Here is a 24,635-nt window from a genome sequence, read left to right as displayed (position 1 = left end):
GTGGCTCCATTAAGCCGCGATTCAAATGGCTCCATAGGGGCGCGAGATAACACGCCTGCAGCAACGGGTTCAGTGCGGGCTGGGAAGCCTTGTTTGTCTTGGGTTTTGGAGCAGGTTTTGCCGGTGGTTTTGGTTTGAGGTTCATGGTCAAATGGGGTGCCGTCTGGCACGGCTATGATAGACTTTCCTGCTATTTTATCGTTCCCGAGAAATCCATGTCCGGCAATACTTTTGGCACTTTGTTTACCGTAACTTCTTTTGGCGAGTCACATGGGCCGGCGATTGGCTGCATCGTCGATGGTTGTCCGCCAGGGCTCGAAATCAGTGAAATCGATATTCAGGATGAGCTCAATCGTCGCAAACCTGGCACATCACGCCATGTAACGCAGCGCCGCGAGCCGGATACGGTTGAAATCCTGTCTGGTGTATTTCAAGGAAAAACCACCGGTACGCCGATTGGCCTGCTGATTCGCAACCAGGATCAACGGAGCAAGGACTACGGCAATATCGCCGACAGTTTTCGTCCGGGTCATGCTGATTACGCCTACACCCAGAAGTACGGCTTTCGCGACTATCGTGGCGGCGGCCGTTCGTCGGCGCGTGAAACGGCGGTGCGCGTGGCGGCCGGGGCGATTGCCCGAAAATGGTTGAAAGCGCGTTACGACATCACGATTCGGGGCTGGATGAGCCAGCTCGGACCGATCGAGATTCCCTTTGTCGATGCTGCCCAGATTGCCGAAAACCCTTTCTTTGCGCCGAATGCTTCGATTGTTCCGCAACTTGAGGAATACATGGATTCCTTGCGCAAGTCCGGCGATTCTGTCGGGGCTCAGATCAGCGTGGCGGCCAGCGGCGTGCCGGCGGGTTGGGGCGAGCCAGTCTATGACCGCCTCGACGCCGAAATCGCCTACGCGATGATGGGAATAAACGCGGTGAAGGGGGTCGAGATCGGTGCCGGTTTTGCCAGCATCGCGCAGATGGGCAGCGAACACGGCGACGAGATGACGCCGCAGGGTTTCCTGTCCAACAATGCCGGCGGTGTTCTAGGTGGCATTTCCACCGGGCAGGACATTCTGGTGAATATGGCGATCAAGCCGACATCGAGCATTCGTCTGCCACGCCGCTCGGTGAATCTGGCCGGCGAGCAGGTGATGGTCGAGACGCATGGCCGACACGACCCGTGCGTGGGCATCCGTGCAACACCGATTGCCGAGGCCATGCTGGCGCTGGTACTGATCGATCATGCCTTGCGTCATCGCGCTCAGTGCGCTGATGTGGTTTGTACGACGCCACGTATTTGAGGGGTAGTTGACGTCTTTTACGAGCTGGCTAAACTGTCTTCTAGGGAGCTGTCAGAGTTGTCGGGTAGGCCTACAGGTCTGTCGTTTTTCAACCACGCTGGCCGTGCAATGTGTAAGCCAGGAACAGAGAGAGGGCTGGATCATGCAAGTAGAGCATCACGAGCTTCACCGCGAGTTCCCCGAATTTCTGGATGTAATGCAAGTGTTGAGATCTTCGGATAGCCGTTTCAGCGAAATGTTTGATCAGTACCACAGTCTTACCAGTGAAGTGGAGCGCCTGGAAGAAGTCGACGTTCCGGTCGATGATTTCACGATCGAGCAAATGAAGAAAGTGCGCGTGAATCTGAAGGACAAGATGTACCAGATTCTGGTCGCACACAAAAACAGCAACTGATCGTTGCTCAATGCATCCGGTAAAATTGCCGGATGCATCACTTCCCCTACTGGCGCCTTTCAGCCTACTACTTTTTCTATTTCGCCTTTCTTGGCGTTTTCTCGCCCTACTTCGGGCTTTACCTGCAGTCACTCTCGTTTTCAGCGTGGGATATCGCCCTGCTGATGTCGCAGATGATGTTGATGCGGCTGTTCGGACCGTATCTGTGGGGCGCGCTCGCCGACCGCTTCGGGCAAAAGCTGCCAATCATCCGCCTGACCAGCCTGATGGCGCTGATTGCTTTTGCGGCCTTCTTTTTCATCAGCCGCTTTGAAGCGTTTCTGGTGGCCATGGCTGTCCTCGCTTTTTTCTGGGTGGCCGCGCTGCCACTGGTCGAAGCCTTGACCTTCGATCATCTTGGCGAGAATTCAGCGCGTTATAGCCGCATCCGCCTGTGGGGTTCAATCGGCTTTATCGCTGCCGTATTGGGAACAGGTACCTTGCTCGATCATCTGCCCTTGCCGAACCTGCTCTGGGTCAGTGCGGCCGCGCTCGCCGGCATCCTGCTCTGTGCTTTGCTGGTGCCTGAATCGCCGGCTCATCACCATGCCGCGGATGAGCCGCAACCGGTGGGCGAAATCCTGCGCCAGCCGCGGGTCAGGGCATTGCTGGCGGCGTGCATTGCCATGTCTGCAGCGCATGGAGCGCTGAACATCTTTTATTCGATCTTTTTGTCCGATCACGGCTACAGCAAATCGGTTGTTGGCGGCTTGTGGACGCTTGGCGTTTTGTCTGAAATCGCGGTGTTTTTCTTCATGTCGCGGCTGCTGCGTCGCTTCAGTCTGCGCACCATTCTGCTGGCGAGCTTTTCCGCCGCCGTGGTGCGTTTCGTGATGATCGGCTGGGGCGTCGAATTTCCGCTCGTGCTGGTGCTGGCCCAACTCCTGCACGGGCTGACTTTCGGCTCCTTCCATGCGGCGGCCATCGCCGCCATCAATCGCTGGTTTCCGGGCCGCACCCGTTCGCGCGGCCAGGCACTGTATTCGAGCCTGACCTTCGGTGCTGGCGGGTTGCTCGGCGGGTTGGTCAGCGGCTGGACGTGGGATCACCTGGGTAGCGAACTGACCTTTGCCCTGAGTTCGATTTATGCGCTGATCGGTCTGGTGCTGGTGGCCGGCTGGATTCGGGAACAGGATGTCGATGAAGGAAATGTGCTGCAACACTGACAGTACTGGCGAGCCGTGAGATAATCTGCGGCCCCGACTGGCCGCTTGGGCCTGACTTTTCCGGATATCGAACATATGCCGCAAAACTTATACGAAAAACTTTGGCAGAGCCATGTGGTGCATGAAGAGGCCGATGGAACTGCCTTGATTTACATTGACCGCCACCTGGTGCACGAGGTGACCAGTCCGCAGGCATTCGAGGGTTTGAAGCTCTCCGGCCGCAAGCCCTGGCGTATTTCCTCCATCGTCGCCACGGCCGACCACAATACCCCGACCAACCACTGGGAGCGCGGCATCGAAGATCCGGTTTCACGCCTGCAGGTGGAGACGCTCGACGCCAATATCCGCGAAGTCGGCGCGCTCGCCTACTTTCCTTTCAAGGATCTGCGTCAAGGCGTTATCCATGTGATCGGGCCGGAAAACGGCGTGACCTTGCCCGGCATGACCGTCGTTTGCGGTGATTCGCATACCAGTACGCACGGTGCGTTCGGCTGCATGGCGCTGGGTATCGGCACCTCCGAGGTCGAGCATGTGCTGGCTACGCAGTGCCTGATGCAGAACAAGTCGAAGACCATGCTGTTGCGTGTCGAAGGCAAACTCGGCAAGGGCGTGACCGCCAAGGATATCGCGCTGGCCATCATCGGGCGCATCGGTACCGCTGGTGGTACCGGCTATGCCATCGAGTTTGGCGGCAGCACGATTCGTAGCCTGTCGATGGAAGCGCGCATGACACTGTGCAACATGACGATCGAAGCCGGTGCCCGTATGGGATTCATCGCCGTCGATGACGTAACGATCGATTACCTGAAAGGTCGTCCTTTTGCACCGAAGGCCGACCAGTGGGATGCGGCGGTTGCCTACTGGCGCACGCTACACAGCGACGAAGGTGCCAAGTTCGATTGCGTGCTCGACATGCGTGCCGAGGAAATTCAGCCGCAAGTAACCTGGGGCACTTCGCCCGAGATGGTCGTGGCCATCGGCGACAAGGTGCCTGATCCGGCCAGCGAGAAGGATCAGGCGCGCCGTGAAGGCATGGAGCGCGCCCTGCAATACATGGGGCTGAAGGCCAATACGCCGATTAACGAAATCACCATCGACAAGGTATTTATCGGTTCGTGCACCAATTCGCGCATCGAGGATCTGCGTGCCGCCGCCAATGTGCTCAAGGGTCGCAAGGTGTCGTCAGGCATCAAGCTGGCACTGGCGGTTCCGGGCTCCGGCCTGGTCAAGCAGCAGGCCGAGCTTGAGGGGCTGGACAAGATTTTTGTGGCGGCTGGTTTTGAGTGGCGTGAGGCCGGTTGTTCGATGTGCCTGGCGATGAATGCCGACCGTCTTGAGGCGGGAGAGCGTTGTGCCTCGACTTCGAATCGCAATTTCGAGGGCCGGCAGGGCGCTGGTGGGCGGACTCATCTCGTGAGTCCGGAAATGGCCGCTGCCGCAGCGATTGCCGGCCATTTTGCCGATGTTCGTGACTTACTTTAAGGAGATAACCGTGCATAAAATTGCTCTCATTCTTTTTGTCATCGTTTCCGCATCGTCACTGTCGGCCTGCAACACTGTGCATGGTGTCGGCAAGGATATTGAAAAGGGCGGGCAGGCCATCGAAAGGGCTGCCAAGTAAGGCGGTTTACAAGGGAAATCATGGATAAGTTTGTTCGCCTGGAAGGGCTGGTCGCACCACTTGATCGTGCCAACGTCGATACTGACGCGATTATTCCAAAGCAGTTTCTGAAGTCCATCAAACGTTCGGGTTTCGGCCCGAACCTGTTTGACGAGTGGCGCTATACGGATATGGGGCAGCCCGGTGAGGACTGTACCAACCGTCCGCGCAACCCTGACTTTTTGCTCAATCTGCCGCGCTATCAGGGCGCGCAGATTCTGCTGACGCGCAAGAATTTTGGTTGTGGCAGTTCGCGCGAGCATGCGCCGTGGGCTCTGCTTGATTTCGGCTTCCGGACAATCATCGCCGAGAGTTTTGCCGATATTTTTTTCAACAACTGCTTCAAGAACGGCATCCTGCCGATTGTGCTGCCGGCGGATGAAATTGATGCTTTGTTTACACAGGTCGAGGCCACGCCGGGTTACAAGCTGACCATTGATCTGGAAAAACAGCTTGTCCTGCGTCCAGACGGCAAGGCGCTACCTTTTGAAGTGGATGCCTTCCGCAAGGAAAGTCTGATCAATGGATGGGACGATATCGGTTTGACCCTGCGCCATGCCGAAAAAATTCGTGCGTTTGAGGAAAGTCGGCGCATCGAACACCCGTGGTTGTTTGCTTGATTTTGAATAGGATGACATTGTGAAAATTTGCGTTTTGCCCGGTGATGGCATCGGTCCTGAAATCATGGACGAGGCGGTACGTGTTCTGAAGGCTCTCGACTTGAAGTTCGAGCTTGAAGAAGCGCTTCTTGGTGGCTGCGCCGTCGACGCGACCGGAAATCCGTATCCGGAAGCGACCCAGAAACTGGCGCAGGCGGCCGATGCCGTGCTGCTCGGTGCGGTCGGTGGCCCGAAATGGGACGTGTTGCCACGCGAACAGCGCCCGGAACGTGGCCTGCTTGGCATCCGTAAGCACCTTGGCCTGTTCGCCAATCTGCGTCCGGCCATTCTCTACCCTGAACTTGCCAATGCCTCGACACTAAAGCCCGAGGTGGTTGCCGGTCTCGACATCCTGATCATTCGGGAACTGACCGGGGATATTTACTTCGGACAACCACGCGGTATCGATACGCGCGAAGTGGATGGCAAGATGCAGCGCTTCGGCTTCAATACCATGCACTACACCGAGAGTGAGATTCGTCGCATCGGTTGCGTCGCTTTCGAAGCAGCGCGCAAGCGCAGCAAGAAGCTGTGCTCGGTCGACAAGATGAACGTTCTGGAAACGACGCAGCTATGGCGTGATGTGATGTGCGAGCTGGCGCCGGAGTATCCGGATGTCGAACTGTCGCACCTGCTGGTGGACAACGCTGCGATGCAACTGGTGCGCAACCCGAAACAGTTCGACGTGATGGTCACCGGCAACATGTTCGGTGACATCCTGTCGGATGAGGCCTCGATGCTTACCGGTTCGATCGGCATGCTGCCCTCTGCGTCGCTCGACGAGAACAACAAGGGAATGTATGAGCCTTGCCACGGCTCGGCACCTGATATTGCCGGCAAGGGCGTGGCCAATCCTCTGGCGACGATTCTGTCGGTGGCAATGATGTTGCGTTACACCTTTGCTATGGAAGATGTAGCCCAGCGCGTCGAGGGCGCGGTGAAGAAAGTTCTGGCACAGGGTTATCGCACCGGCGACATCTACGAAGCGGGTACCAAGAAGGTGGGTACCCGTGAAATGGGCGATGCCGTTCTGGCCGCGCTGTGATTTGAAGTGTTTGGTTGATCTGGTGGTTTTTTTGAGGCAATCGCAATGAAGAAGGTTGGCCTGGTTGGTTGGCGCGGTATGGTCGGTTCGGTGCTCATGCAGCGCATGGTGGAAGAAGGTGACTTCGATTACATCGAGCCCGTTTATTTCTCGACCTCGGCGGTTGGCGGCAAGGCGCCGACGCTGGGCGGCAAGGGAGGCGGGGTGTTGCAGGATGCCCTGTCGATCGATGTGCTCAAACAGATGGACATCATCATCACCAGCCAGGGCGGTGATTACACCAAGGAAGTTTTTCCCAAGCTGCGCAAAGCCGGTTGGAACGGTCACTGGATCGATGCGGCCTCTTCATTGCGCATGGAGAAAGACGCGGTCATCATTCTTGATCCGGTTAACCTCGACGTCATCCAGGATGCGCTGACCAAGGGTGGAAAGAACTGGATTGGCGGCAACTGCACGGTTTCGCTGATGCTCATGGGTATTGGCGGTCTGTTCCAGAAGGACTTGGTCGAATGGGTCAGTGCCATGACCTATCAGGCGGCCTCCGGCGCCGGCGCACAAAATATGCGCGAGTTGCTGTCACAGATGGGCGCGCTGCATGACGCAGTTAAGTCCGATCTGGCCGATCCGGCATCAGCAATTCTCGACATCGACCGCAAGGTTGCCGAGACCATGCGCGCCTCCAGTTTTCCGACCAAGAACTTCCGCAATACGGCGCTGGCTGGCAGCCTGATTCCGTGGATTGATGTTCCGGTCGAGGGTGGGCAGTCGAAAGAAGAGTGGAAGGGTGGTGCCGAGTGCAACAAGATTCTCGGTCGTCCCGCCTTCCGCACGCCCGGCAGCATCCCGATCGACGGTCTGTGTGTGCGCATAGGCGCCATGCGTTGCCACTCGCAGGGCTTGACCATCAAGCTCCGGAAGGATGTGCCGATTGACGAGGTTTCCGACATCATTGCTCAAAGCAACCAGTGGGCGAAGGTAGTGCCCAACGAGCGGGAAATCAGCGAGCGTGAATTGACCCCCGCGGCGGTGACCGGCACGCTGAATGTGCCTGTTGGCAGGCTGCACAAGTTAGCCATGGGGCCGGAGTATCTTGGTGCTTTCACCGTTGGCGACCAGTTATTGTGGGGTGCCGCCGAGCCGTTGCGCCGCATGTTACGCATTCTGCTCGACAGATAATTGATATTTCTGTCAAAAAACCGGGGAAAATACCCCGGTTTTTTTTCAACATAAGTAGCATCACAAGCATGTTTAGCTTGCATCGCTAAACCCATGATGTTATTTTAATAATTCCGTTTGGACGTTCAGGGTGGAGCTGTGGCGAAAACAATTAATCAGACGCTAAAAAATCTTGGTTTGCGTAGCTCTGCGGTTGCGCTTGCTTCTTGTCTTGTTCTCTCAGGAGTTCCTTTGGCCGCGCAGGCGGCCGGACTTGGGAAAATTGTCGTCTTTTCAGCGCTTGGGCAACCTTTGCGTGCGGAAATCGAAGTCTCCGCGACGCGCGAAGAGCTTTCCGGCATGAAGGCGCAACTGGCACCGCCAGAAGCCTTCAAACAGGCTGGGCTGGATTACGCGACGACGTTGCTGGGGATCCGTTTCAGCCTGGACAAACGTCCCAATGGACAGTCGGTCATCAAACTGAGTTCCGACAGGCCGATCAACGACCCATTCGTCGACATGCTGCTTGAACTGAACTGGCCGGCCGGTCGTCTGGTACGCGAATATACCTTCCTGCTTGATCCGCCGGAGGTTACTGCAAAGGGTTCCACCCCTGTTGCTCCTGCGACGGTCAGACCTGCAGTGACAAGCAAGCCGACTATCGACATGCGTTCGACAGCGCCTGCTGACATCGAGTCGCGCGCCAGAACCGATGTTTCAAAAGTTCGCCCCCAGGAAACGGTTAAAAAAACAGCGGATCAGCCTGCTGAAGGCAGCAACGTTCGTGAGGTCAGGCGTGGCGACACCTTGAACAGGATTGCCAGCGAGACCAAGCCGGAAGGCGTTTCGCTGGAGCAGATGCTGGTGGGGTTGTTACGCGCCAATCAGGAGGCTTTCGGCGGTGGCAACATGAACCGCTTGAAGGCCGGCAAGATCCTTTCTGTGCCTGAGAAATCTGCAATTGAGGCTGTTTCCACAAGCGAAGCCAGGAGAATTGTTGTTGCCCAGTCCTCCGACTGGAATGCTTATCGAAGCAGGCTGGCAGGTGTTGCGGCACAGGCGCCGGTGAAGGAAGAGGCTGCCAGGCAGGAGGCTGCCGGCAAGATAACGGCAAAGGTTGAGGACAAAGCGGCTCCGGCAGTCGAGCCAAAGGACCAACTGAAGGTTTCAAAGACCGAGACGGCCGCTGCCAAGCCGGGCGTTGCCGCAAAACGCAGCGAAGAAGATCTGATCGCCAAGGAAAAAGCGCTCAAGGAGGCCAATGAACGCTTGGCCTCTCTTGAAAAGAATGTTGCCGGTTTGCAGAAATTGATTGAACTGAAAAATCAGAACTTGGCCGACTTGCAAAAGCAGGCAACAGCCAAGGTTTCGCCGGTCGAAGTGCCGAAATCGGTGGAAGAAGCCAAACCGCAAGCGCCACCGCCAGTTCCGGTTCCAGTGGCGCCTCCGCCCAAGGTTGAGCCTGCCGTGGCTGCGGTCGAGAAACCAGTGGAAAAACCGGCTGAACCGGTACCTGTTGTGCCAGACACCAAGATAGAGGAAGTCAAGCCCGAGCCGAAAGCGGCTGAGACACCAAAACCTGTAATTCTGCAGCCGCCTCCACCCGAAGAGCCTGGTTTCGTCGATGGATTGCTCGACAACTGGCTGTTGCTGGCCGGTGGTGGAGGGATTCTGGCCGCCATCGCAGCTTTCATCGTTGCTCGACGTCGTCGCTCCGGCAAAGAGGAAGTTCCCCTGGATTTGAGCAGTGCCCTGTCACCGCAGAGTATGACGGCCAATTCGGTCTTCCGGAGTACCGGAGGGCAGAGCGTCGATACCTCGCATACCCCGGCTCAAACCGATTTCAGTCAGGCAGGACCAGGCAGCATCGATACGGATGAGGTTGATCCGGTGGCCGAAGCCGACGTCTATATGGCCTATGGCCGTGATGCACAGGCCGAGGAAATTCTTCTTGAAGCCAGGCAGAAAGATCCAAAACGGTATGCCATTCATTTGAAGTTGCTCGAGATCTATTCAAACCGGAAGGATCTCAAGCAATTCGAGACGCTGGCGACCGATCTTTATGGCGAGACGAGCGGTGTCGGCGCCGATTGGGAAAAAGCGGCCGCGATGGGGCTCAAGCTTGATCCGGGTAATCCGCTGTTCGGCGCTTCAGCACCGGCTGCTCCGGCGGCGTTCGATGCTGATGCTACAGTGATTGTCTCGTCGCAATCGATGAGGAACATGGTTACCTTGCCGGTAGAATTGTCACAATTAGCCGACGTTGCGAGCACTGGCGAAGAACTTTCGGTTCCCTTCGTTCCGGTTGCGGCCGATCTGACGAGTCTCGATTTTGATCTTGGTCTGGCGGACGAGAAAACTTTGTCCGCTCCTGAAGTTGCCAATGCAGATAAGGAGGAAGCACTCGGTCTGCCAGAACCCGCAATTGATGTTGGTGTGCTCGATTTTGATCTTGCTGCTGACAACAGTGTGTTCTCTGATTCTGCGGCTGCTGCGGATGCGACAGTGGTAGGTCTTGACTTCAACCTGCCGGATATTTCAGAGGCAGCGACACCTGTAGCGGAAACCAGTAATGAAGTTGCAGACCTGGATTTTGACCTTGGTATTGAGTCAGGCCCAAGTGTAGAAGCAGAGTCCAAGCCGATCACTGAAAGCAAATCATATGACGTGCCGGATGTTGCTTCAGTCGATTTCGATGGCGTTGAGTTCGATGTCAGCCTGACCGAGTCGACTTTCCTTGGTCAGACAATGGCCGAGCCGTCGTCCTTCGATATGTCTTCGATCGATCTTGACCTCAATGAGCCGGAACTTGCAGTTACGCCATCGGTACCACCGCTTACAGAAATTCAGGCCGAGTCAGCTTCGGATTTGTCAGTTTCGACGTTCGATCACATTCAGGTTTCAACTGTCGTCAATCCGGATTTTCAAACGGAGCAGGCTCAAACCATCGTGAATCCCCAGTTTGGTGATGAGCAGGAACTTGTGCCGGAATTCGATATCAGCGTAAACGAGGAAGTGGCGACCAAGCTTGATCTGGCGAAAGCCTACGAGGAAATGGGCGACTTCGAAGGTGCTCGCGAACTCTTGCAGGAAGTCTTGAAAGAGGGGGACGGCACTCAGCGGGAGAAGGCACAGGCCATTTTTGCCAAAATCGGCGATTAAGCCGGAAGGCAAGTAAAATCCAGGCCGTAGCTCTTTACCGGGCTACGGCCTTTCGTTTGACACAAATCCAGCCATTCCAACAAAACTGGCGTACTCATGCCGAGCCTTTCCGTCCATCCGACCACACGTCTTATTGTCTGGCTTCTGCTTCTGGTTGCCGTTCAGTGCTTGAGTGGAACCGCATTGGCTGCTGCCTTTCTATTGCTTCCCTTACTCGGGTCGTGTGTTCTGCGGCGTGGCTGGCATCTGATCTGGCGAGCACGCTGGCTGCTGGTTTCGGTCCTGGTTATTTTTTCCTGGGGTGTGGCCGGTGAACCGCTCTGGAAGGGTGCCGCTGCGCCAACGCATGAAGGCCTGCTGGAAGGTCTTACTCACCTCGGGCGCCTGGTGCTGGTACTGATCGCTGTTGCCACTTTTCTCGAAGCAATGCCCCTTCCTGAATTGCTGGCAGCCACCCATGCTTTGCTCAAGCCATTGCGACGTTTTGGACTTGACCCCGATCGGGGTGTGGTTCGTCTGATGCTGGTGCTGCGCTATGTCGAACAACTGCCGCGTCCGCGAGACTGGCGAACCTTGCTGGACGCACCGGCGTCGAGCGAGAGTGAACTGGTTGAAGTGAATCATCAGCCGTTACGCGGGCTGGACTACGTTGTCACACTGACCTTGGCTGTCGTTGTAACGTTTTTCTGCTTTCGCTAGGCGTTCAGGATGAGAATTGCCCTCGGTGTGGAATATGACGGCAGCGCTTTCCATGGCTGGCAGAAGCAGCCGGGTGGCGGTACGGTGCAGGATGCACTGCAGGCGGCGCTGAGCCAGATTGCCGGCGAGCCTGTCAATGTCGTGTGTGCTGGCCGGACTGATGCAGGTGTCCACGCAACCGCCCAAGTGGTGCATTTCGACACGCTGCTTGAGCGACCGCTCAGTGCCTGGGTGCGTGGCACCAATACTTTTCTTCCATCAACCGTTGCCGTGCGCTGGGCGCATCCGGTGTCAGACGATTTTCATGCGCGCTTCCTGGCTTATGGGCGCTGTTATCGCTATATCCTGATCAATCGGCCGCAGCGTACAGGCGTCTGGCACGGGCGTGCCGGCTGGTATCATCACCCGCTTGACGTTGAAATCATGCAACAGGCCGCTGGAATGCTATTGGGGGAGCACGACTTTTCTGCCTTCCGTGCGGCGGGTTGCCAGGCCAGGTCACCGATCAAGACGATACGGCAAGCCGCTGTGCGGCGAACGGGTGACATGATTGTCTTCGACTTCGAAGCGGGAGCCTTCCTGCACCACATGGTCCGCAATCTGGTTGGCAGTCTGGTTTATGTCGGGCAGGGCAAGCATTCCCCCGGGTGGATAGGAGGGTTGCTCGCCTCGGGTGATCGCCGTTTGGCGGCGCCCACTTTCTCTGCGGCCGGGCTGTATCTGGTGGATGTGAAATATGAGCCACACTGGGGTTTGCCGACCAACGATGATTCGTTTCTGCCGGTCCAAAAGTAAGGGCACGGCGCGCCGTGCCCTTACGAACATGGAGTTTCGACGATGAAACCGCGTATCAAAATTTGTGGTCTGACCCGACTTGAAGATTTGCAGGCGGCGGTAGACGCCGGGGCCGATGCGATTGGTCTGGTGTTCTATCCGCCAAGCCCGCGCCATGTCGATCTGAAAACAGCAGCCGAACTGGCCCGCGCGGTTCCCCCTTTCGTTACCATCGTCGGGCTTTTCGTCAATGCCGACCCGGCAGTTGTAAAACAAACGCTGGCCGCTGTACCCATCCACCTGTTGCAGTTTCATGGCGATGAGGATGAAGCCTATTGCCGGCAGTTTGATCGACCTTACATGAAAGCGGCTCGCGTCAAGCCGGGGGTGGATTTGGTACAATACGCCGCTGGCTTTCCTTCGGCGCAGGCGATTATTCTCGATGCCTTTGTTGACGGATTCGGCGGCGGCGGAAAGGTTTTCGACTGGGCGTTGATACCGCCCAGGCTGAGCCTGCCGATTGTCCTCTCCGGTGGTCTGGAGGCAGGCAATGTCGGCGATGCCATTGCTCGTGTACGGCCGGCGGCGGTTGATGTCTCGTCCGGGGTCGAGGCGGGCAAGGGAATCAAGGATGCTGAAAAGATACGTGATTTTATTGCCGCTGTTCGTGCGGCTGGATTGATACCGACCGATTGATTCGGGAACACCGAATTGATCAAGCCCGGAGCAGGAATACCTATGCGCAAGAGTGCTGGTGGACGTACCCGTAACTGCTGGCGACGCCATTTCGCCAACCATGCCTGAGGCAGACGACTGCTGTTTGTTCGCCTGTTCGTTTTCTATTGCCTCTGCCTCAAGGAGAAATCATGGTTGCCCCCCGCTATAACTTGCCTGACGCCCTTGGCCATTTCGGCCCGTATGGTGGCGTTTTTGTTGCCGAAACACTGATCCCCGCACTTGAAGAACTGAAGGAAGCGTATGAGCTTGCCCAGAGCGATCCGCTGTTCATTGCCGAATTCGAGTACGACCTCAAGCATTACGTGGGTCGCCCGAGTCCGCTCTACCACGCCAAACGCTGGTCCGATCTGCTCGGCGGTGCGCAGATCTACCTGAAGCGCGAAGACCTGAATCACACCGGGGCGCACAAGATCAACAACTGCATCGGCCAGGCCATGCTGGCCCGGCGCATGGGCAAGCCGCGCGTCATCGCTGAAACCGGCGCCGGTCAGCACGGCGTCGCCACCGCCACCGTAGCCGCCCGTTACGGCATGGAGTGCGTGGTCTACATGGGCTCCGAGGACATCAAGCGGCAGGCCGCCAACGTCTATCGCATGAAGTTGCTTGGCGCCACCGTGGTGCCCGTCGAAAGCGGTTCGAAAACCCTCAAGGACGCGCTGAACGAAGCGATGCGTGACTGGGTAACGAATGTTTCCAACACCTTTTACATCATCGGCACGGTGGCTGGTCCGCACCCCTATCCGATGATGGTGCGCGACTTCCAGTCGGTGATCGGCAAGGAAGCCATCGGGCAGATGCAGGAGCAGTGCGAGCGTCAGCCGGATGCCGTTATTGCCTGCGTCGGCGGCGGTTCTAACGCCATGGGGATATTCCACCCGTACATTCCGGTTGAAGGCGTTCGCCTGATCGGCGTCGAGGCGGCAGGCGACGGCATCGAGACCGGACACCATGCGGCTTCGCTGACCGCCGGGCGTCCCGGCGTGCTGCACGGCAACCGCACCTATCTGCTGCAGGACGAGAACGGCCAGATCATCGAGACGCATTCGATTTCGGCCGGTCTGGATTATCCTGGTGTTGGCCCGGAACACGCCTGGCTCAAGGATTCAGGCCGGGCGGAATACGTCACTATCACCGATGCCGAAGCACTGCAGGCGTTTCACAGCCTGTGCCGCCTGGAAGGCATCATCCCGGCACTCGAATCAAGCCATGCCATCGCCTATGCCACCAAGCTGGCGCCGACCTTGCCGAAAGACAAGATCCTGCTGGTTAATCTCTCCGGTCGCGGTGACAAGGATATGCACACCGTCGCCGATAAATCGGGTATCACCTTCTGATCATGTCAAAAATACAAGCCACCTTCGAGCGCCTGCAGGCGCAAGGGCGCAAGGCGCTGATTCCGTTCATCACCGCCGGCGATCCCGATCCTTCCCTGACCGTAGCGCTGATGCACACCCTGGTCGAGGCCGGCGCCGACATCATCGAGCTCGGCGTGCCGTTTTCCGATCCGATGGCCGACGGGCCGACCATCCAGCGTGCTTCCGAGCGCGCTTTGCGCAAAGGCGTCAACCTGCGGCAGGTGCTGGGCATGGTCGCCAACTTCCGGGCCGACAACAACGAGACGCCGGTGGTGCTGATGGGCTACGCCAATCCGATCGAGTCCATGGGCGTCAATGATTTCGCGGCTACCGCCTTCGATGCCGGCGTCGATGGCGTATTGGTCGTCGATTATCCGCCAGAAGAAAGCATCGAGTTCGCCCACGCCATGCACGCCAACGCGCTTGATCCGATCTTCCTGCTGGCGCCAACCTCGACCGCCGAGCGCATCTCGAAAGTGGCGACGCTGGCCAGCGGCTACGTCTATTACGTATCGCTGAAGGGCGTCACCGGCTCAGCCAAGCTCGACGTCGAATCGGTTGCCGCACGCATCCCGGAAATCCACGCCAGTACGGGCGTGCCGGTCGGTGTCGGCTTCGGCATCCGCGATGCGGCAACAGCCGGTGCGGTGGCCAGAATCGCCGATGCCGTCGTCGTCGGCAGCCGCATCATCGAAGAAATCGAGCAATCAACCAATGAAAACGTTTGCGCCAGGGTTTTCGCGCTGGTTGCTGAACTGAGACGCGGCATAGACGACGCTGTCGAAGCCCTTGCCACTACCAGAGGAGCGCCATGAGCTGGTTGAACAAACTGCTGCCGCCGAAAATAAAGCGCAATGATTCCGGAATTGCACGCAAGTCAACCTTGCCCGAAGGCCTGTGGAGCAAGTGCCCGTCGTGTGAAGCCGTGCTTTACGCCACCGATCTGGTAAAAAACGCCCATGTCTGCCCCAAGTGCGGGCACCACAACCGGGTCGATGCGCGGGCGCGGATCGAGCTTCTGCTTGATCCCGAGGGGCGCTTTGAAATCGGTTCCGAAGTCTTGCCGGTCGACATGCTCAAGTTCAAGGACAGCCGCCGCTATGCCGAGCGCTTGCTGGATGCGGCTGAAAGCACCGGTGAAACCGACTCGCTGGTCGTCATGCAGGGCGCACTCAAGACCTTGCCAGTCGTTGTCGCCGCCTTTGAATTCGACTTCATGGGCGGGTCGATGGGTTCGGTGCTCGGCGAGCGCTTCGTGCGTGGCGTGCAGGCCGCCGTCGAGCAAGGTTTGCCGTTCATCTGCGTCACCGCGTCAGGTGGCGCGCGCATGCAGGAAGGCCTGTTTTCGTTGATGCAAATGGCCAAAACATCCGCTGTCCTGACCAAGCTCTCGGAAGCCAGACTGCCCTTCATTTCGATCCTCACCGACCCGACCATGGGTGGCGTTTCGGCCTCCTTCGCCTTCATCGGCGACGTGGTGATTGCCGAACCGGGCGCGCTGATCGGCTTCGCCGGGCCGCGCGTCATCGAACAGACGGTGCGCCAGACCTTGCCCGAAGGCTTCCAGCGCGCCGAGTTCCTGCTCGAAAAAGGCGCCATCGACATGATCGTCGACCGCCGCGAAATGAAAGACAAATTGGCACAGATCCTGACCATGCTGCAGAAACTGCCAGCGGCGGCTTGATTGCTGCAAAGGCTTGGCACCTCAGGATGCTCTGCAAGCCAATGAATACGGCCATCTACAAGGTGCATTGACTGAAAGCCACTGTTTACGGGGATTTAAAGAATAGCATCTTGTAGAACGCCATTTGACGGGCTTCGCAGGGTGGTAATAAATACGAAACCGCTATGGCCGTTGTAGGGTGTGCAAATTTTTATTTGCAGACGCCGTCTTCCTCAAGGTCAGGCGCGCATCATTTTAACGATCGGTAAACGTGCGCAAATACGGTTTGTCTTGATTTGTTCAATCCTTACTGTAAAGTAAGGAATCTATAAAGGAGAAACAAATGCCTACAGCTACCATGACAAGCAAAGGCCAGATTACCATCCCGGCCATTGTGAGGGCTGGCCTTGGTGTCGAAACGGGTGACCGGGTTGAGTTTGTGGAAATCGAACCCGGACGTTTTGAACTGGTCGCTGCCACGCAATCGGTCTTGGCGCTAAAAGGGTTGGTGCGTAAGCCGGCCTCACCGGTGACGATTGAAGCAATGAATGAAGCAATTGCGGTTTCTGGAGCTAAGGGGCGATGATTGGCCTTGATACCAATGTCCTCGTCCGCTACGTGGCGCAGGACGATCCTGAACAGTCGCCCCAGGCAACACAATTGATTGAGTCGCTGACCGCTAATGCGCCCGGTTTCATTACCGTTGTGTCGGTTGTTGAACTGGTTTGGGTGCTGTCATCTTGCTACCGCAGCACGCAGCGCGAAATCTGCGAAGTGCTGGAGACGTTATTGCGAACGAAAGAACTTGTGGTTGCACAGGCCGATACGGTCTGGAAAGCGCTTCGGGTGTTTCGCGACGGCAAAGCGGATTTCGCTGACTGTCTTATAGAGCGCTCCGCTAACGATGCAGGATGTAACTACACCGCGACCTTTGATGTTGGAGCAGCCAAAACCTGCGGCATGCAGTTGATTGGCTGAACAAAAACCGGGGTCGTACCACGATGTCCAGTTGTAGGGTGTTTGAATAATAGCCTGCCATGTAAGCCAATGAATACGGGACTTTGCAGATGGCATGCCGTGGAAGGCAGTATTAATGCTGGTCTACAGCATGGTTGTTTGTAGAGCGCCATTCTACGGGCATCTCAGGGCGGCTATAGAATTGCACTGTAAATTTTTCCATGCCACCAATAAACCAATTACTTCCTGAGAGCCTGTGAAAATATCAAGAATCCACCGCAGAGGCGCAGAGACGCAGAGAAAACGCAGAGGAAACCCCATTTTTTTTAAGGTTTTCTCTGCGAAACCTTTGCGCCTCTGCGTCTCTGCGGTGGGGGTTAGGTATTTTTTCACAGCCTCTGAGTCGAAAGCGTTTTCTTGAAATCACTATCTGATTGGCTGGCCCACCTCGAAAACCTTCACTCCAAAGGGCAGGGCGGCATCGAACTCGGGCTGGAGCGGGTCAACCGGGTCAAGGCGGCCTTGCAGCAAACCCAGCACTGTCCGCTGATCATCGTTGGCGGCACCAATGGCAAGGGGTCGACCTGTGCTTATCTGGAAGCCATCTATACCTTTGCCGACTACCGTGTCGGCTGCTACACCTCACCGCATTTGCTGGAGTACAACGAACGCATACGCGTTGGCGGTGTGCCGGTCGATGACGCAACGCTGTGCCTGGCTTTCGCCAAGGTCGAGGCGGCCCGGCAAGCCGCCGGCAACGTGGCGTTGACCTACTTCGAGTTCGGCACGCTGGCGGCCTGGGAAGTATTCGCCGCGCGTCAGGTGGAGGTGCTCATTCTCGAAGTGGGGCTGGGTGGCCGGCTGGATGCGGTCAATGTCTACGATGCCGATTGTGCGGTGGTGACGGGCATTGCGCTTGACCACATGGACTGGCTGGGTTCGACGCGTGAATCCATCGGGTTCGAGAAGGCCGGAATCTATCGCACCCAAAGAACGGCAATTTGCGCCGACCCCGAGCCGCCGCAATCGCTGCTTGATCATGCCGCTGCGATAGGAGCCGATCTCCAGTTGCTCGGCCGCGATTTCGGTTACTTTGGCGACAAGACGCAATGGACCTTCTGGGGCCGCGACAAGCAACGCCGTGGGGGATTGGCCAACCCGGCATTGCGCGGGGTTTGCCAGTTGCGCAATGCCTCGGCCGTACTGGCCGTCGTCGACGTGCTCAAGCAGCGCTTGCCGGTGTCGATGCAGGCCGTTCGCCGCGGGCTGATTGAACTGGAGGTGCCAGGGCGTTTTCAGGTATTGCCGGGACGACCGGCCATCGTGCTCGATGTGGCGCACAACCCGCAAGCGGTGGCTGTTGTGGCCGACAACCTGGGTGAGATGGGGTTTTTCGAAAAGACGATTGCCGTCGTCGGCATGCTCGGAGACAAGGATATCGCCGGTGCGTTGGCGGCGCTGGCCGGTAAGATTGACTGCTGGATGATGGCCGGGCTGGACGTTCCGCGTGGTGCATCGGCCGAGGTGCTGGCCGCTGTGGTGGCTGACGGAAAACTGGGCGGCAGCGTTGATTGCTTTGCTTCTCCTGCAGAAGCCTTCAAGTGCGCTGCCAAGCGGGCAGGGGAAAATGATAGAATCCTCGTCTTTGGTTCGTTCTACACGGTGGCGGCCGTCATGGGTGCGATGAAATCTGGTTCCTGATTCAACCGACAGCACCGACTATCCCCCATCACTCTTCACTCGACTTTACAGATACCGATGTCCGATTCCCCTGATGCTCATTTGCAGCTAAAAAAACGGGCGCGCCGCCGACTGGTTGGCGCGATTGCTTTTGCCGGTCTCGCTGCCGTGGTCTTGCCGATGGTCATGGACGAGGAGCCGAAGCAGCAGGTTCAGGACGTCCAGATACGTATTCCAGGGCAGGATCAGACGCCATTCAAGCCGAAGGTCGCCAAACCGGCTGCCGCGTCCGCGGCCATCGAAAAGGCGGCCGTACCAGAGAAGTCAGAGGTCACTCCGCCATCGCCGCCATCGCCGCCAGTTGTTGCCGTAGCCAAGCTGGCAGAGGAGCCGGTGAGCAAACCGGCTGACAAGGCGCCTGAGAAGCAGGCAGAAAAGAAAGCTGAAAAATCTCCAGCGAAAATAGCTGAAAAGCCGGTCAAGGCCAGTGACAGTGATACTCAGCGCGCCCTTGCGGCGCTCGCCGGAAAGGCGGTAGATGCCGCTCCAGCCAGCAGTGGGCAGTACGTCGTTCTGATCGGAGCCTTTTCCAGTCCGGCCAACGTCAAAGTGCTGCAGACCAAGATCGGTGAACTGGGTATCAAGGTGTATACCGAGCCGCTCGATTCGCCCGAAGGCAAGAAGACGCGTGTGCGTGCCGGCCCCTTCTCCAGCCGTGAAGCCGCTGACAAGGCGCTCGACAAGATGAAACGGATTGGTGTCAACGGGGTGGTCGCCGCCAAGTAATGACCGCCTTCGATTACGTCGTTATGGCCATTGTGGTGGCCTCCGTGGCCCTTGGTATCTGGCGTGGTGTGGTTGGCGAAATCATCGCGCTGGTGGCTTGGGTTCTGGCCTTCTTTGCCGCAAAATTGTGGGGGGGCGAGGTGGCAGGCATTTTCCTCACCGGCATCGCCGATCCCGCCTTGCGTATCGTTGCCGCCTGGGTGCTGGTGTTTGTCGCTGTGCTGGTAGTGATGGCGCTATTGCGTTTGGCCGTGAGCGGCCTGCTCAAGGCGCTTGGGTTGAGTCTCACTGATCGTCTGCTGGGGATCGTTTTTGGAGCGGCACGCGGGCTGATTATTGTGCTGGTGCTGGTTGCGGTTGGTGGAATGGCATCGGTAGCGAAAGAGAAGTGGTGGGTGGAGGCGTATTTTTCTGCACCGCTCGAAACGGCGGTGCTGGCCGGCAAGCCCTGGTTGCCGCCGGAAGTGTCTAAACGAATTCGATTCAGGTAGGAAAATCTATGTGCGGAATTCTCGGGGTTGTTGCCACCACGCCGGTAAATCAATTGCTCTACGATGGGCTGATGGTCCTCCAGCATCGCGGTCAGGATGCAGCCGGCATTGCCACTGGCGAAGGCGATGCCTTCCACATGCACAAGGGTTCCGGGCTGGTACGCGATGTATTCCGTACGCGAAACATGCGTGCCCTGCCAGGCAATATGGGAATCGCCCATTGCCGTTACCCGACCGCCGGGTCGTCTGCCGATTCTGCCGAATCGCAGCCTTTTTATGTCAATTCGCCCTTCGGCCTGGTGCTTGCGCACAACGGTAATCTGACCAATACCGAGCAGTTGCAGGAGGAGATGTTCCGCCAGGATCTGCGGCATATCAACACCAATTCCGATTCGGAAGTGCTGCTCAACGTCTTTGCGCACGAACTGCAGGAAACGGCCAAGGGTTTCCGTCTCGATCTCGATACCATCTTCGCTGCCGTGGCCGGCGTGCACCGTCGCTGCAAGGGTGCCTATGCCGTCGTGATGCTGATTGCCGGGTATGGCATGCTCGCCTTCCGCGATCCCTACGGTATTCGTCCGCTGGTGATGGGGGTGAATGAAACGCCGGAGGGTAGCGAATACCTGCTGGCGTCTGAATCGGTAGCGCTCGATACGCTGGGTTTCACGGTGCTCCGCGATGTGGCGCCGGGAGAGGCTATTTTCGTTGACATGGCGCACCAGATGCACCATCGCCAGTGCGCCCGGAACCCGGTACTGGCGCCGTGCATCTTCGAATACGTTTATCTGGCGCGGCCGGACTCGGTGATTGATGGCGTCTCGGTTTACGAAACACGTCTGCGCATGGGCGAGCATCTGGCCGACAAGGTGGCCAAGTGCCTTCCCGTCGAGAATATCGACGTGGTCATCCCGATTCCCGATTCGAGCCGCCCATCGGCCATGCAACTGGCCCAGCGCCTGGGTATTCCGTATCGTGAAGGTTACGTCAAGAACCGCTATATTGGCCGGACCTTCATCATGCCCGGGCAATCGACACGGAAACATTCTGTTCGGCAGAAACTCAACACCGTGGCGCAGGAGTTCAGGGGCAAGCGCGTTCTGCTGGTCGATGACTCGATCGTGCGCGGCACGACCAGCCGCGAGATTGTCGAAATGGCGCGGGCGGCCGGTGCGCTCAAGGTCTATTTTGCGTCGGCGGCGCCACCGGTGCGCTTTCCCAATGTTTACGGCATCGACATGCCGTCGCGCAATGAACTCATCGCCAGTGGTCGCACCGACGAGGAAATCTGTTGCGAGATTGGCGCCGATGCGCTCGTCTATCAGGATCTTGATGCGCTCAAAGCCTCGGTCCGTGAATTGAAGCCGAGCCTCTGCTCCTTTGACTGTTCGTGTTTCGATGGAAAGTACGTGACCGGCGATGTGTCACCGGAGTATCTCGACGCCATCGAACAGAAGCGCGAGGGAAAGATCGCGTCGTCCAAGATAGATGGCGGCGATTCACGGCAATTGCACCTCAATCTTAATTCGGGAAGTTGAACCCATGGCCGATAAATATCAACTTGAAACGCTAGCGGTACGTGCAGGGCAGGAGCGCAGCCAGTTCAACGAACATTCTGAAGCGCTTTACCTGACCTCAAGCTACGTTTTCAAAAGTGCAGCGCAGGCCGCCGCGCGCTTTTCGGGCGAAGAAGAAGGCAACGTCTATTCCCGCTTCACCAATCCGACGGTTGCCGTTTTCCAGGAGCGCCTGGCCGCGCTTGAAGGTGCGGAAGCCTCTGTTGCCACGGCCTCGGGGATGTCGGCCATCCTCTCGCTGGTCATGGCCTTGTGCAGTGCCGGCGACCACATAGTGGCTTCGACGGGATTGTTCGGTGCAACGCAGCAACTGCTTGGCAACATCATGACGCGCTTTGGCGTGCACACCACATTCGTTTCGCAGACCAATGTTGCTTCCTGGGAGGCGGCAATCCGCCCCGAGACAAAGCTGTTTTTCCTCGAAACACCGTCCAATCCGCTTACCGAGATTGCCGATATATCAGCGCTGGTCGCGGTTGCCCATGCGCGGGGAATTCTCGTTGCCGTCGACAACTGCTTCTGCACACCGATTCTGCAGCGACCGCTCGATCTGGGGGCCGATCTTGTCGTGCATTCGGCGACCAAATTTCTCGACGGTCAGGGGCGGGTACTCGGCGGCGCCGTGGTCGGCCCCAGAAAACTCACCGACGAAGTCTTCAAGTTCCTGCGCACAGCCGGGCCGACGCTCTCCGCCTTCAATGCCTGGGTGATGCTCAAGGGGCTGGAAACGCTCAAGATCCGGCTCGAAGCCCAGTCGGCCAACGCGCTGGAACTTGCTCGCTGGCTCGAAGCGCATCCCCAGGTGGCACGGGTCTACTACCCCGGCCTCGAATCGCATCCGCAGTTCGAACTCGCCAGACGCCAGCAGAAAAGCGGTGGCGCCATCGTCGCCTTTGAAGTCAAGGGCGCACGTGCCGAGGCGTGGAAGGTAATTGATAGCTGCCGGCTGTTGTCGATCACCGCGAATCTTGGCGATACCAAAACCACGCTAACCCACCCATCGTCAACGACACACGGGCGCATCACGCCAGAGCAGCGCGCGGCGGCCGGTATCACTGAAGGACTGTTACGGGTAGCGGTGGGGCTGGAAGCCGTCGTCGATTTGCAGAACGATCTGGACGCTGGCCTCGCGCTGATTTAACCAGCGCATTCAGCCAACGACGCGCTTCGGGCGAGCCAGATCTTCACGCTCCTCGGCGTAGCGAGCCAAGGCGCTCTTGATGCCCTGCGGCAACATGAACCAGGTCATCAGGCTTGACCCGGTGCAGATCAGCCAGAACATCAGAAAGCCGATCGAATAGGTGGTAATCGCCGACAGTTCCACCGGCTGGCCGAGCAGATAGAGTTGCTTGGGGTCGATTACCGTAAAGAACACCACTTCGGCAATGCCTGCCGCGATGAATGCCGGCCAAAGTACCCAGATGATAAGTTTCATATTGTTTCTCCCAAAATTAGACTGCACTTCGCAATCTAATTCAATTTGAGTTACAGCAGGCGAAAAGGTTCTCTGTTCCTCGTTCGAGGGTGCATCGAAGCTCAATAAAAAAAGTTGCTAATAAAGCTTCTAAATTGCCCTGGAAGCCGCGTCAATAGGCGATCTACAAAGGCGTGCCGCGGAAGGCGCATAAACATTGCCTGCTACGGCATCATTCTGAAGATGCCCGTATCTATTGGCTTCCATGGCGGTTACTGGCCTGCCTCCGCCCTGAATATCTGAAAACCGTGGTCTGACCCCTATTATTTTTCTTCGATTGCCGGCTCGTCACTGCGCACGGCATTGATCAGGTCAGCGAGCAGTGTCGGGGAGGTCGCAAATAACCGCTTGAATACGTAGTCATTGCACGGGTTGAGGAGATCAGTTTTCATGGGGAAGAATTATGCCGGAAAAGCAGGAAAGATGGAGTCTCTCCTTTCTTGTAAATCGACATTTACTTTATTGCGCTGTTGCCGAAAGCATGAAGAAAAGCCCCATCGTTTTACCGATGAGGCTTTGGTGCAACTCAGGGGAGTGATCAGAAAACCGTGGTCTGACCACAAAAAATACCCTGGAAGCCGCGTCAATAGGCGATCTACCGAGGCATGCCTCGGAAGGCGCATAAACATTGACTGCTACGGCATCATTCTGAAGATGCCCGTATCTATTGGCTTCCATGGCGGTTACTGGCCTGCCTCCGCCCTGAATATCTGAAAACCGTGGTCTGACCCCTATTATTTGCACATCCTTGGAATGCGCCAATTGGCGAGGGTTTCAGCTCAGTGCCATACTTATGGCTAAACAATAGGAGTCTGTCCCTGAATGTTCCTTGGAATGCGCCAATTGGCGAGGGTTTCAGCTCAGTGCCATACTTATGGCTAAACAATAGGAGTCTGTCCCTGAATGTTCCGAATATGAGGCACAGATCGACATTCAGACGCTGGGGGTTATTGAACCTAAAACCTCAGTTCAAACCACGGCGACACGGGGGGCACAGCGAAAAGCCTCAGTTTTTCAGGATTTCATGGCTAACCCAAAGGGTGAGTCATGAAAACATTGCAAGTCATTGTTTTTCCGTTGTGTTCGCCGTGTTCGCTGTGGTCAACTGCTTTTTATAGGTTGAAGGAAAGTGACGCGCTGGGCATGGTGCTGGAGTGGGCCAACGAGCACCGGGCCGAACTAATGGAGGATTGGAAGCTATGTCGAGCGAAGCAGTTACCCAAACCAATCAAGCCGCTGGAATAATTCCCGTCGCACCGTGGCGTTTGCGCGCACTCAGTGTGTTGCCGGAATGGCAGTTGGCGGTCACCTTCAACGATGGATCAAGAGGTATTGTTGATCTTTCGGCGTTGGTGCATGGGCCTGATGCAGGTGTCTTCGAGGCACTGCGTGATCCGGTATTCTTTGCCACGGCCTATCTCGATTGCGGGGCAGTCACCTGGACAAACGGCGCCGATCTTTCACCAAGCGCCATGCATAAAGAAATTCAGCGCTGCGGAGTGTGGCGGATTCTGGAGTGAGCCGGGACTGGTAGGGCGTGCCAATCCTATTTGCGCACGTTGGCAAATGTTGGCTATACCTTCGGTTATCTGAATCCTTGATCCGCGTTCGCAAACCCCAACCCTGCACCCCAAGGGCGATTTTCCTGATATTCGAATTGTATCTATCGGCTCGATAACAGACGTTCAGAAGGGTAGGTTTTTTAGCTGCCAGCGTCGGTTGATGGGCGGTTGGAGACGGCCATAACCATCGACCGGGAGTGAGGCGCCAGTCTTGGCGCGGCACAACAAGAAATCAGTCACAGAATCCTGATCTCAGTTTCTTGAAGCCTGGCTCAAGGCATGGTCGCAAGCTATGTCTTTC

At 57.2% G+C, this 24,635-nt stretch carries 25 protein-coding genes; 23 read left to right on the top strand and 2 right to left on the bottom strand.

The genetic code is table 11. The features are described from left to right. Positions 1-215: 215 nt before the first annotated feature. From aroC to ACOYNV_RS10585, 22 genes are all read left to right on the top strand, one after another. Positions 216-1,301, top strand: a complete 1,086-nt coding sequence (gene aroC, locus ACOYNV_RS10690; RefSeq protein ID WP_422899759.1) for a chorismate synthase — start codon at positions 216-218, stop codon at positions 1,299-1,301. A 202-nt stretch (positions 1,302-1,503) separates the two neighbouring features. Further along, positions 1,504-1,695, top strand: a complete 192-nt coding sequence (locus ACOYNV_RS10685; RefSeq protein ID WP_422899758.1) for a YdcH family protein — start codon at positions 1,504-1,506, stop codon at positions 1,693-1,695. A gap of 32 nt (positions 1,696-1,727) precedes the next feature. Next, the gene (locus ACOYNV_RS10680) at positions 1,728-2,900 is read left to right on the top strand and encodes an MFS transporter (protein WP_422899757.1); all 1,173 of its coding nucleotides are present in this window, start codon (positions 1,728-1,730) and stop codon (positions 2,898-2,900) included. Between the two features lie 75 nt (positions 2,901-2,975). After that, a complete protein-coding gene (gene leuC / locus ACOYNV_RS10675; RefSeq protein ID WP_422899756.1) occupies positions 2,976-4,382 on the top strand; it encodes a 3-isopropylmalate dehydratase large subunit in 1,407 nt (468 codons plus the stop codon). 28 nt (positions 4,383-4,410) lie between these two features. Then, positions 4,411-4,521, top strand: a complete 111-nt coding sequence (locus ACOYNV_RS10670) for an entericidin A/B family lipoprotein (RefSeq protein WP_422899760.1) — start codon at positions 4,411-4,413, stop codon at positions 4,519-4,521. A 20-nt stretch (positions 4,522-4,541) separates the two neighbouring features. After that, the gene (gene leuD / locus ACOYNV_RS10665) at positions 4,542-5,180 is read left to right on the top strand and encodes a 3-isopropylmalate dehydratase small subunit (RefSeq protein WP_422899755.1); all 639 of its coding nucleotides are present in this window, start codon (positions 4,542-4,544) and stop codon (positions 5,178-5,180) included. Between the two features lie 19 nt (positions 5,181-5,199). Continuing rightward, positions 5,200-6,264, top strand: a complete 1,065-nt coding sequence (gene leuB / locus ACOYNV_RS10660) for a 3-isopropylmalate dehydrogenase (RefSeq protein WP_422899754.1) — start codon at positions 5,200-5,202, stop codon at positions 6,262-6,264. A gap of 45 nt (positions 6,265-6,309) precedes the next feature. Further along, positions 6,310-7,440, top strand: a complete 1,131-nt coding sequence (gene asd / locus ACOYNV_RS10655) for an aspartate-semialdehyde dehydrogenase (RefSeq protein ID WP_422899753.1) — start codon at positions 6,310-6,312, stop codon at positions 7,438-7,440. 231 nt (positions 7,441-7,671) lie between these two features. Next, positions 7,672-10,581, top strand: coding sequence for a FimV/HubP family polar landmark protein (locus ACOYNV_RS10650; protein WP_422899752.1), 2,910 nt, complete (start codon positions 7,672-7,674; stop codon positions 10,579-10,581). Between the two features lie 96 nt (positions 10,582-10,677). Continuing rightward, positions 10,678-11,280, top strand: a complete 603-nt coding sequence (locus ACOYNV_RS10645) for a hypothetical protein (protein ID WP_422899751.1) — start codon at positions 10,678-10,680, stop codon at positions 11,278-11,280. 9 nt (positions 11,281-11,289) lie between these two features. Then, on the top strand, positions 11,290-12,075 hold the full coding sequence (truA, locus tag ACOYNV_RS10640; RefSeq protein ID WP_422899750.1) for a tRNA pseudouridine(38-40) synthase TruA: 786 nt from the start codon (positions 11,290-11,292) through the stop codon (positions 12,073-12,075). Positions 12,076-12,117: 42 nt separating this feature from the next. Next, on the top strand, positions 12,118-12,750 hold the full coding sequence (locus ACOYNV_RS10635) for a phosphoribosylanthranilate isomerase (protein WP_422899749.1): 633 nt from the start codon (positions 12,118-12,120) through the stop codon (positions 12,748-12,750). A gap of 170 nt (positions 12,751-12,920) precedes the next feature. After that, complete coding sequence (gene trpB / locus ACOYNV_RS10630) at positions 12,921-14,126, top strand: tryptophan synthase subunit beta (protein ID WP_422899748.1); 1,206 nt, start codon at positions 12,921-12,923, stop codon at positions 14,124-14,126. Positions 14,127-14,128: 2 nt separating this feature from the next. Continuing rightward, positions 14,129-14,962 (top strand): tryptophan synthase subunit alpha, encoded by an 834-nt coding sequence (gene trpA / locus ACOYNV_RS10625; protein ID WP_422899747.1) that lies wholly within the window; start codon positions 14,129-14,131, stop codon positions 14,960-14,962. Next, complete coding sequence (accD, locus tag ACOYNV_RS10620; protein WP_422899746.1) at positions 14,959-15,831, top strand: acetyl-CoA carboxylase, carboxyltransferase subunit beta; 873 nt, start codon at positions 14,959-14,961, stop codon at positions 15,829-15,831. The genes trpA and accD overlap by 4 nt, the downstream gene beginning before the upstream one ends. 322 nt (positions 15,832-16,153) lie before the next feature. Then, the gene (locus tag ACOYNV_RS10615) at positions 16,154-16,396 is read left to right on the top strand and encodes an AbrB/MazE/SpoVT family DNA-binding domain-containing protein (protein ID WP_422899745.1); all 243 of its coding nucleotides are present in this window, start codon (positions 16,154-16,156) and stop codon (positions 16,394-16,396) included. Continuing rightward, complete coding sequence (locus ACOYNV_RS10610) at positions 16,393-16,788, top strand: PIN domain-containing protein (protein WP_422899744.1); 396 nt, start codon at positions 16,393-16,395, stop codon at positions 16,786-16,788. The genes ACOYNV_RS10615 and ACOYNV_RS10610 overlap by 4 nt, the downstream gene beginning before the upstream one ends. Positions 16,789-17,184: 396 nt before the next feature. Beyond that, positions 17,185-18,468 (top strand): bifunctional tetrahydrofolate synthase/dihydrofolate synthase, encoded by a 1,284-nt coding sequence (folC, locus tag ACOYNV_RS10605; RefSeq protein ID WP_422899743.1) that lies wholly within the window; start codon positions 17,185-17,187, stop codon positions 18,466-18,468. A 57-nt stretch (positions 18,469-18,525) separates the two neighbouring features. Beyond that, entirely contained in the window at positions 18,526-19,233 is a 708-nt protein-coding gene (locus ACOYNV_RS10600) for an SPOR domain-containing protein (RefSeq protein ID WP_422899742.1), read from the top strand. After that, positions 19,233-19,724, top strand: a complete 492-nt coding sequence (locus ACOYNV_RS10595; protein WP_422899741.1) for a CvpA family protein — start codon at positions 19,233-19,235, stop codon at positions 19,722-19,724. The genes ACOYNV_RS10600 and ACOYNV_RS10595 overlap by 1 nt, the downstream gene beginning before the upstream one ends. 8 nt (positions 19,725-19,732) lie before the next feature. Next, positions 19,733-21,259 carry an amidophosphoribosyltransferase gene (gene purF / locus ACOYNV_RS10590; protein ID WP_422899740.1) on the top strand — a complete coding sequence of 509 codons (1,527 nt, stop codon included), beginning with the start codon at positions 19,733-19,735 and terminating at the stop codon, positions 21,257-21,259. 4 nt (positions 21,260-21,263) lie between these two features. After that, positions 21,264-22,439, top strand: coding sequence for an O-succinylhomoserine sulfhydrylase (locus tag ACOYNV_RS10585; RefSeq protein WP_422899739.1), 1,176 nt, complete (start codon positions 21,264-21,266; stop codon positions 22,437-22,439). A gap of 9 nt (positions 22,440-22,448) precedes the next feature. Here ACOYNV_RS10585 and ACOYNV_RS10580 read toward each other — a convergent pair whose 3' ends face one another. After that, entirely contained in the window at positions 22,449-22,733 is a 285-nt protein-coding gene (locus ACOYNV_RS10580) for a hypothetical protein (protein WP_422899738.1), read from the bottom strand. A gap of 302 nt (positions 22,734-23,035) precedes the next feature. Continuing rightward, a complete protein-coding gene (locus ACOYNV_RS10575; RefSeq protein WP_422899737.1) occupies positions 23,036-23,164 on the bottom strand; it encodes a hypothetical protein in 129 nt (42 codons plus the stop codon). An 807-nt stretch (positions 23,165-23,971) separates the two neighbouring features. Here ACOYNV_RS10575 and ACOYNV_RS10570 point away from each other — a divergent pair. Further along, on the top strand, positions 23,972-24,292 hold the full coding sequence (locus tag ACOYNV_RS10570) for a DUF2442 domain-containing protein (protein ID WP_422899736.1): 321 nt from the start codon (positions 23,972-23,974) through the stop codon (positions 24,290-24,292). Positions 24,293-24,635: the final 343 nt, after the last annotated feature.

Source organism: Propionivibrio sp., assembly GCF_049316945.1.
Classification (GTDB): Bacteria; Pseudomonadota; Gammaproteobacteria; order Burkholderiales; family Rhodocyclaceae; genus Propionivibrio.
The sequence above is the reverse complement of the archived record's forward strand: the minus strand, read 5'-3'. Positions and strand labels throughout refer to the sequence as shown.

What these genes read in the sequence shown, in the direction of transcription:
- aroC (WP_422899759.1), top strand. Translation starts at nt 216, where the DNA reads ATGTCCGGCAATACTTTTGGCACTTTGTTTACCGTAACTTCTTTTGGC.
- ACOYNV_RS10680 (WP_422899757.1), top strand. Translation starts at nt 1,728, where the DNA reads ATGCATCACTTCCCCTACTGGCGCCTTTCAGCCTACTACTTTTTCTAT.
- leuC (WP_422899756.1), top strand. Translation starts at nt 2,976, where the DNA reads ATGCCGCAAAACTTATACGAAAAACTTTGGCAGAGCCATGTGGTGCAT.
- leuD (WP_422899755.1), top strand. Translation starts at nt 4,542, where the DNA reads ATGGATAAGTTTGTTCGCCTGGAAGGGCTGGTCGCACCACTTGATCGT.
- asd (WP_422899753.1), top strand. Translation starts at nt 6,310, where the DNA reads ATGAAGAAGGTTGGCCTGGTTGGTTGGCGCGGTATGGTCGGTTCGGTG.
- ACOYNV_RS10645 (WP_422899751.1), top strand. Translation starts at nt 10,678, where the DNA reads ATGCCGAGCCTTTCCGTCCATCCGACCACACGTCTTATTGTCTGGCTT.
- truA (WP_422899750.1), top strand. Translation starts at nt 11,290, where the DNA reads ATGAGAATTGCCCTCGGTGTGGAATATGACGGCAGCGCTTTCCATGGC.
- ACOYNV_RS10635 (WP_422899749.1), top strand. Translation starts at nt 12,118, where the DNA reads ATGAAACCGCGTATCAAAATTTGTGGTCTGACCCGACTTGAAGATTTG.
- trpB (WP_422899748.1), top strand. Translation starts at nt 12,921, where the DNA reads ATGGTTGCCCCCCGCTATAACTTGCCTGACGCCCTTGGCCATTTCGGC.
- trpA (WP_422899747.1), top strand. Translation starts at nt 14,129, where the DNA reads ATGTCAAAAATACAAGCCACCTTCGAGCGCCTGCAGGCGCAAGGGCGC.
- accD (WP_422899746.1), top strand. Translation starts at nt 14,959, where the DNA reads ATGAGCTGGTTGAACAAACTGCTGCCGCCGAAAATAAAGCGCAATGAT.
- ACOYNV_RS10615 (WP_422899745.1), top strand. Translation starts at nt 16,154, where the DNA reads ATGCCTACAGCTACCATGACAAGCAAAGGCCAGATTACCATCCCGGCC.
- ACOYNV_RS10610 (WP_422899744.1), top strand. Translation starts at nt 16,393, where the DNA reads ATGATTGGCCTTGATACCAATGTCCTCGTCCGCTACGTGGCGCAGGAC.
- ACOYNV_RS10600 (WP_422899742.1), top strand. Translation starts at nt 18,526, where the DNA reads ATGTCCGATTCCCCTGATGCTCATTTGCAGCTAAAAAAACGGGCGCGC.
- ACOYNV_RS10595 (WP_422899741.1), top strand. Translation starts at nt 19,233, where the DNA reads ATGACCGCCTTCGATTACGTCGTTATGGCCATTGTGGTGGCCTCCGTG.
- purF (WP_422899740.1), top strand. Translation starts at nt 19,733, where the DNA reads ATGTGCGGAATTCTCGGGGTTGTTGCCACCACGCCGGTAAATCAATTG.
- ACOYNV_RS10585 (WP_422899739.1), top strand. Translation starts at nt 21,264, where the DNA reads ATGGCCGATAAATATCAACTTGAAACGCTAGCGGTACGTGCAGGGCAG.
- ACOYNV_RS10580 (WP_422899738.1), bottom strand. Translation starts at nt 22,733, where the DNA reads ATGAAACTTATCATCTGGGTACTTTGGCCGGCATTCATCGCGGCAGGC.
- ACOYNV_RS10575 (WP_422899737.1), bottom strand. Translation starts at nt 23,164, where the DNA reads ATGAAAACTGATCTCCTCAACCCGTGCAATGACTACGTATTCAAGCGG.
- ACOYNV_RS10570 (WP_422899736.1), top strand. Translation starts at nt 23,972, where the DNA reads ATGTCGAGCGAAGCAGTTACCCAAACCAATCAAGCCGCTGGAATAATT.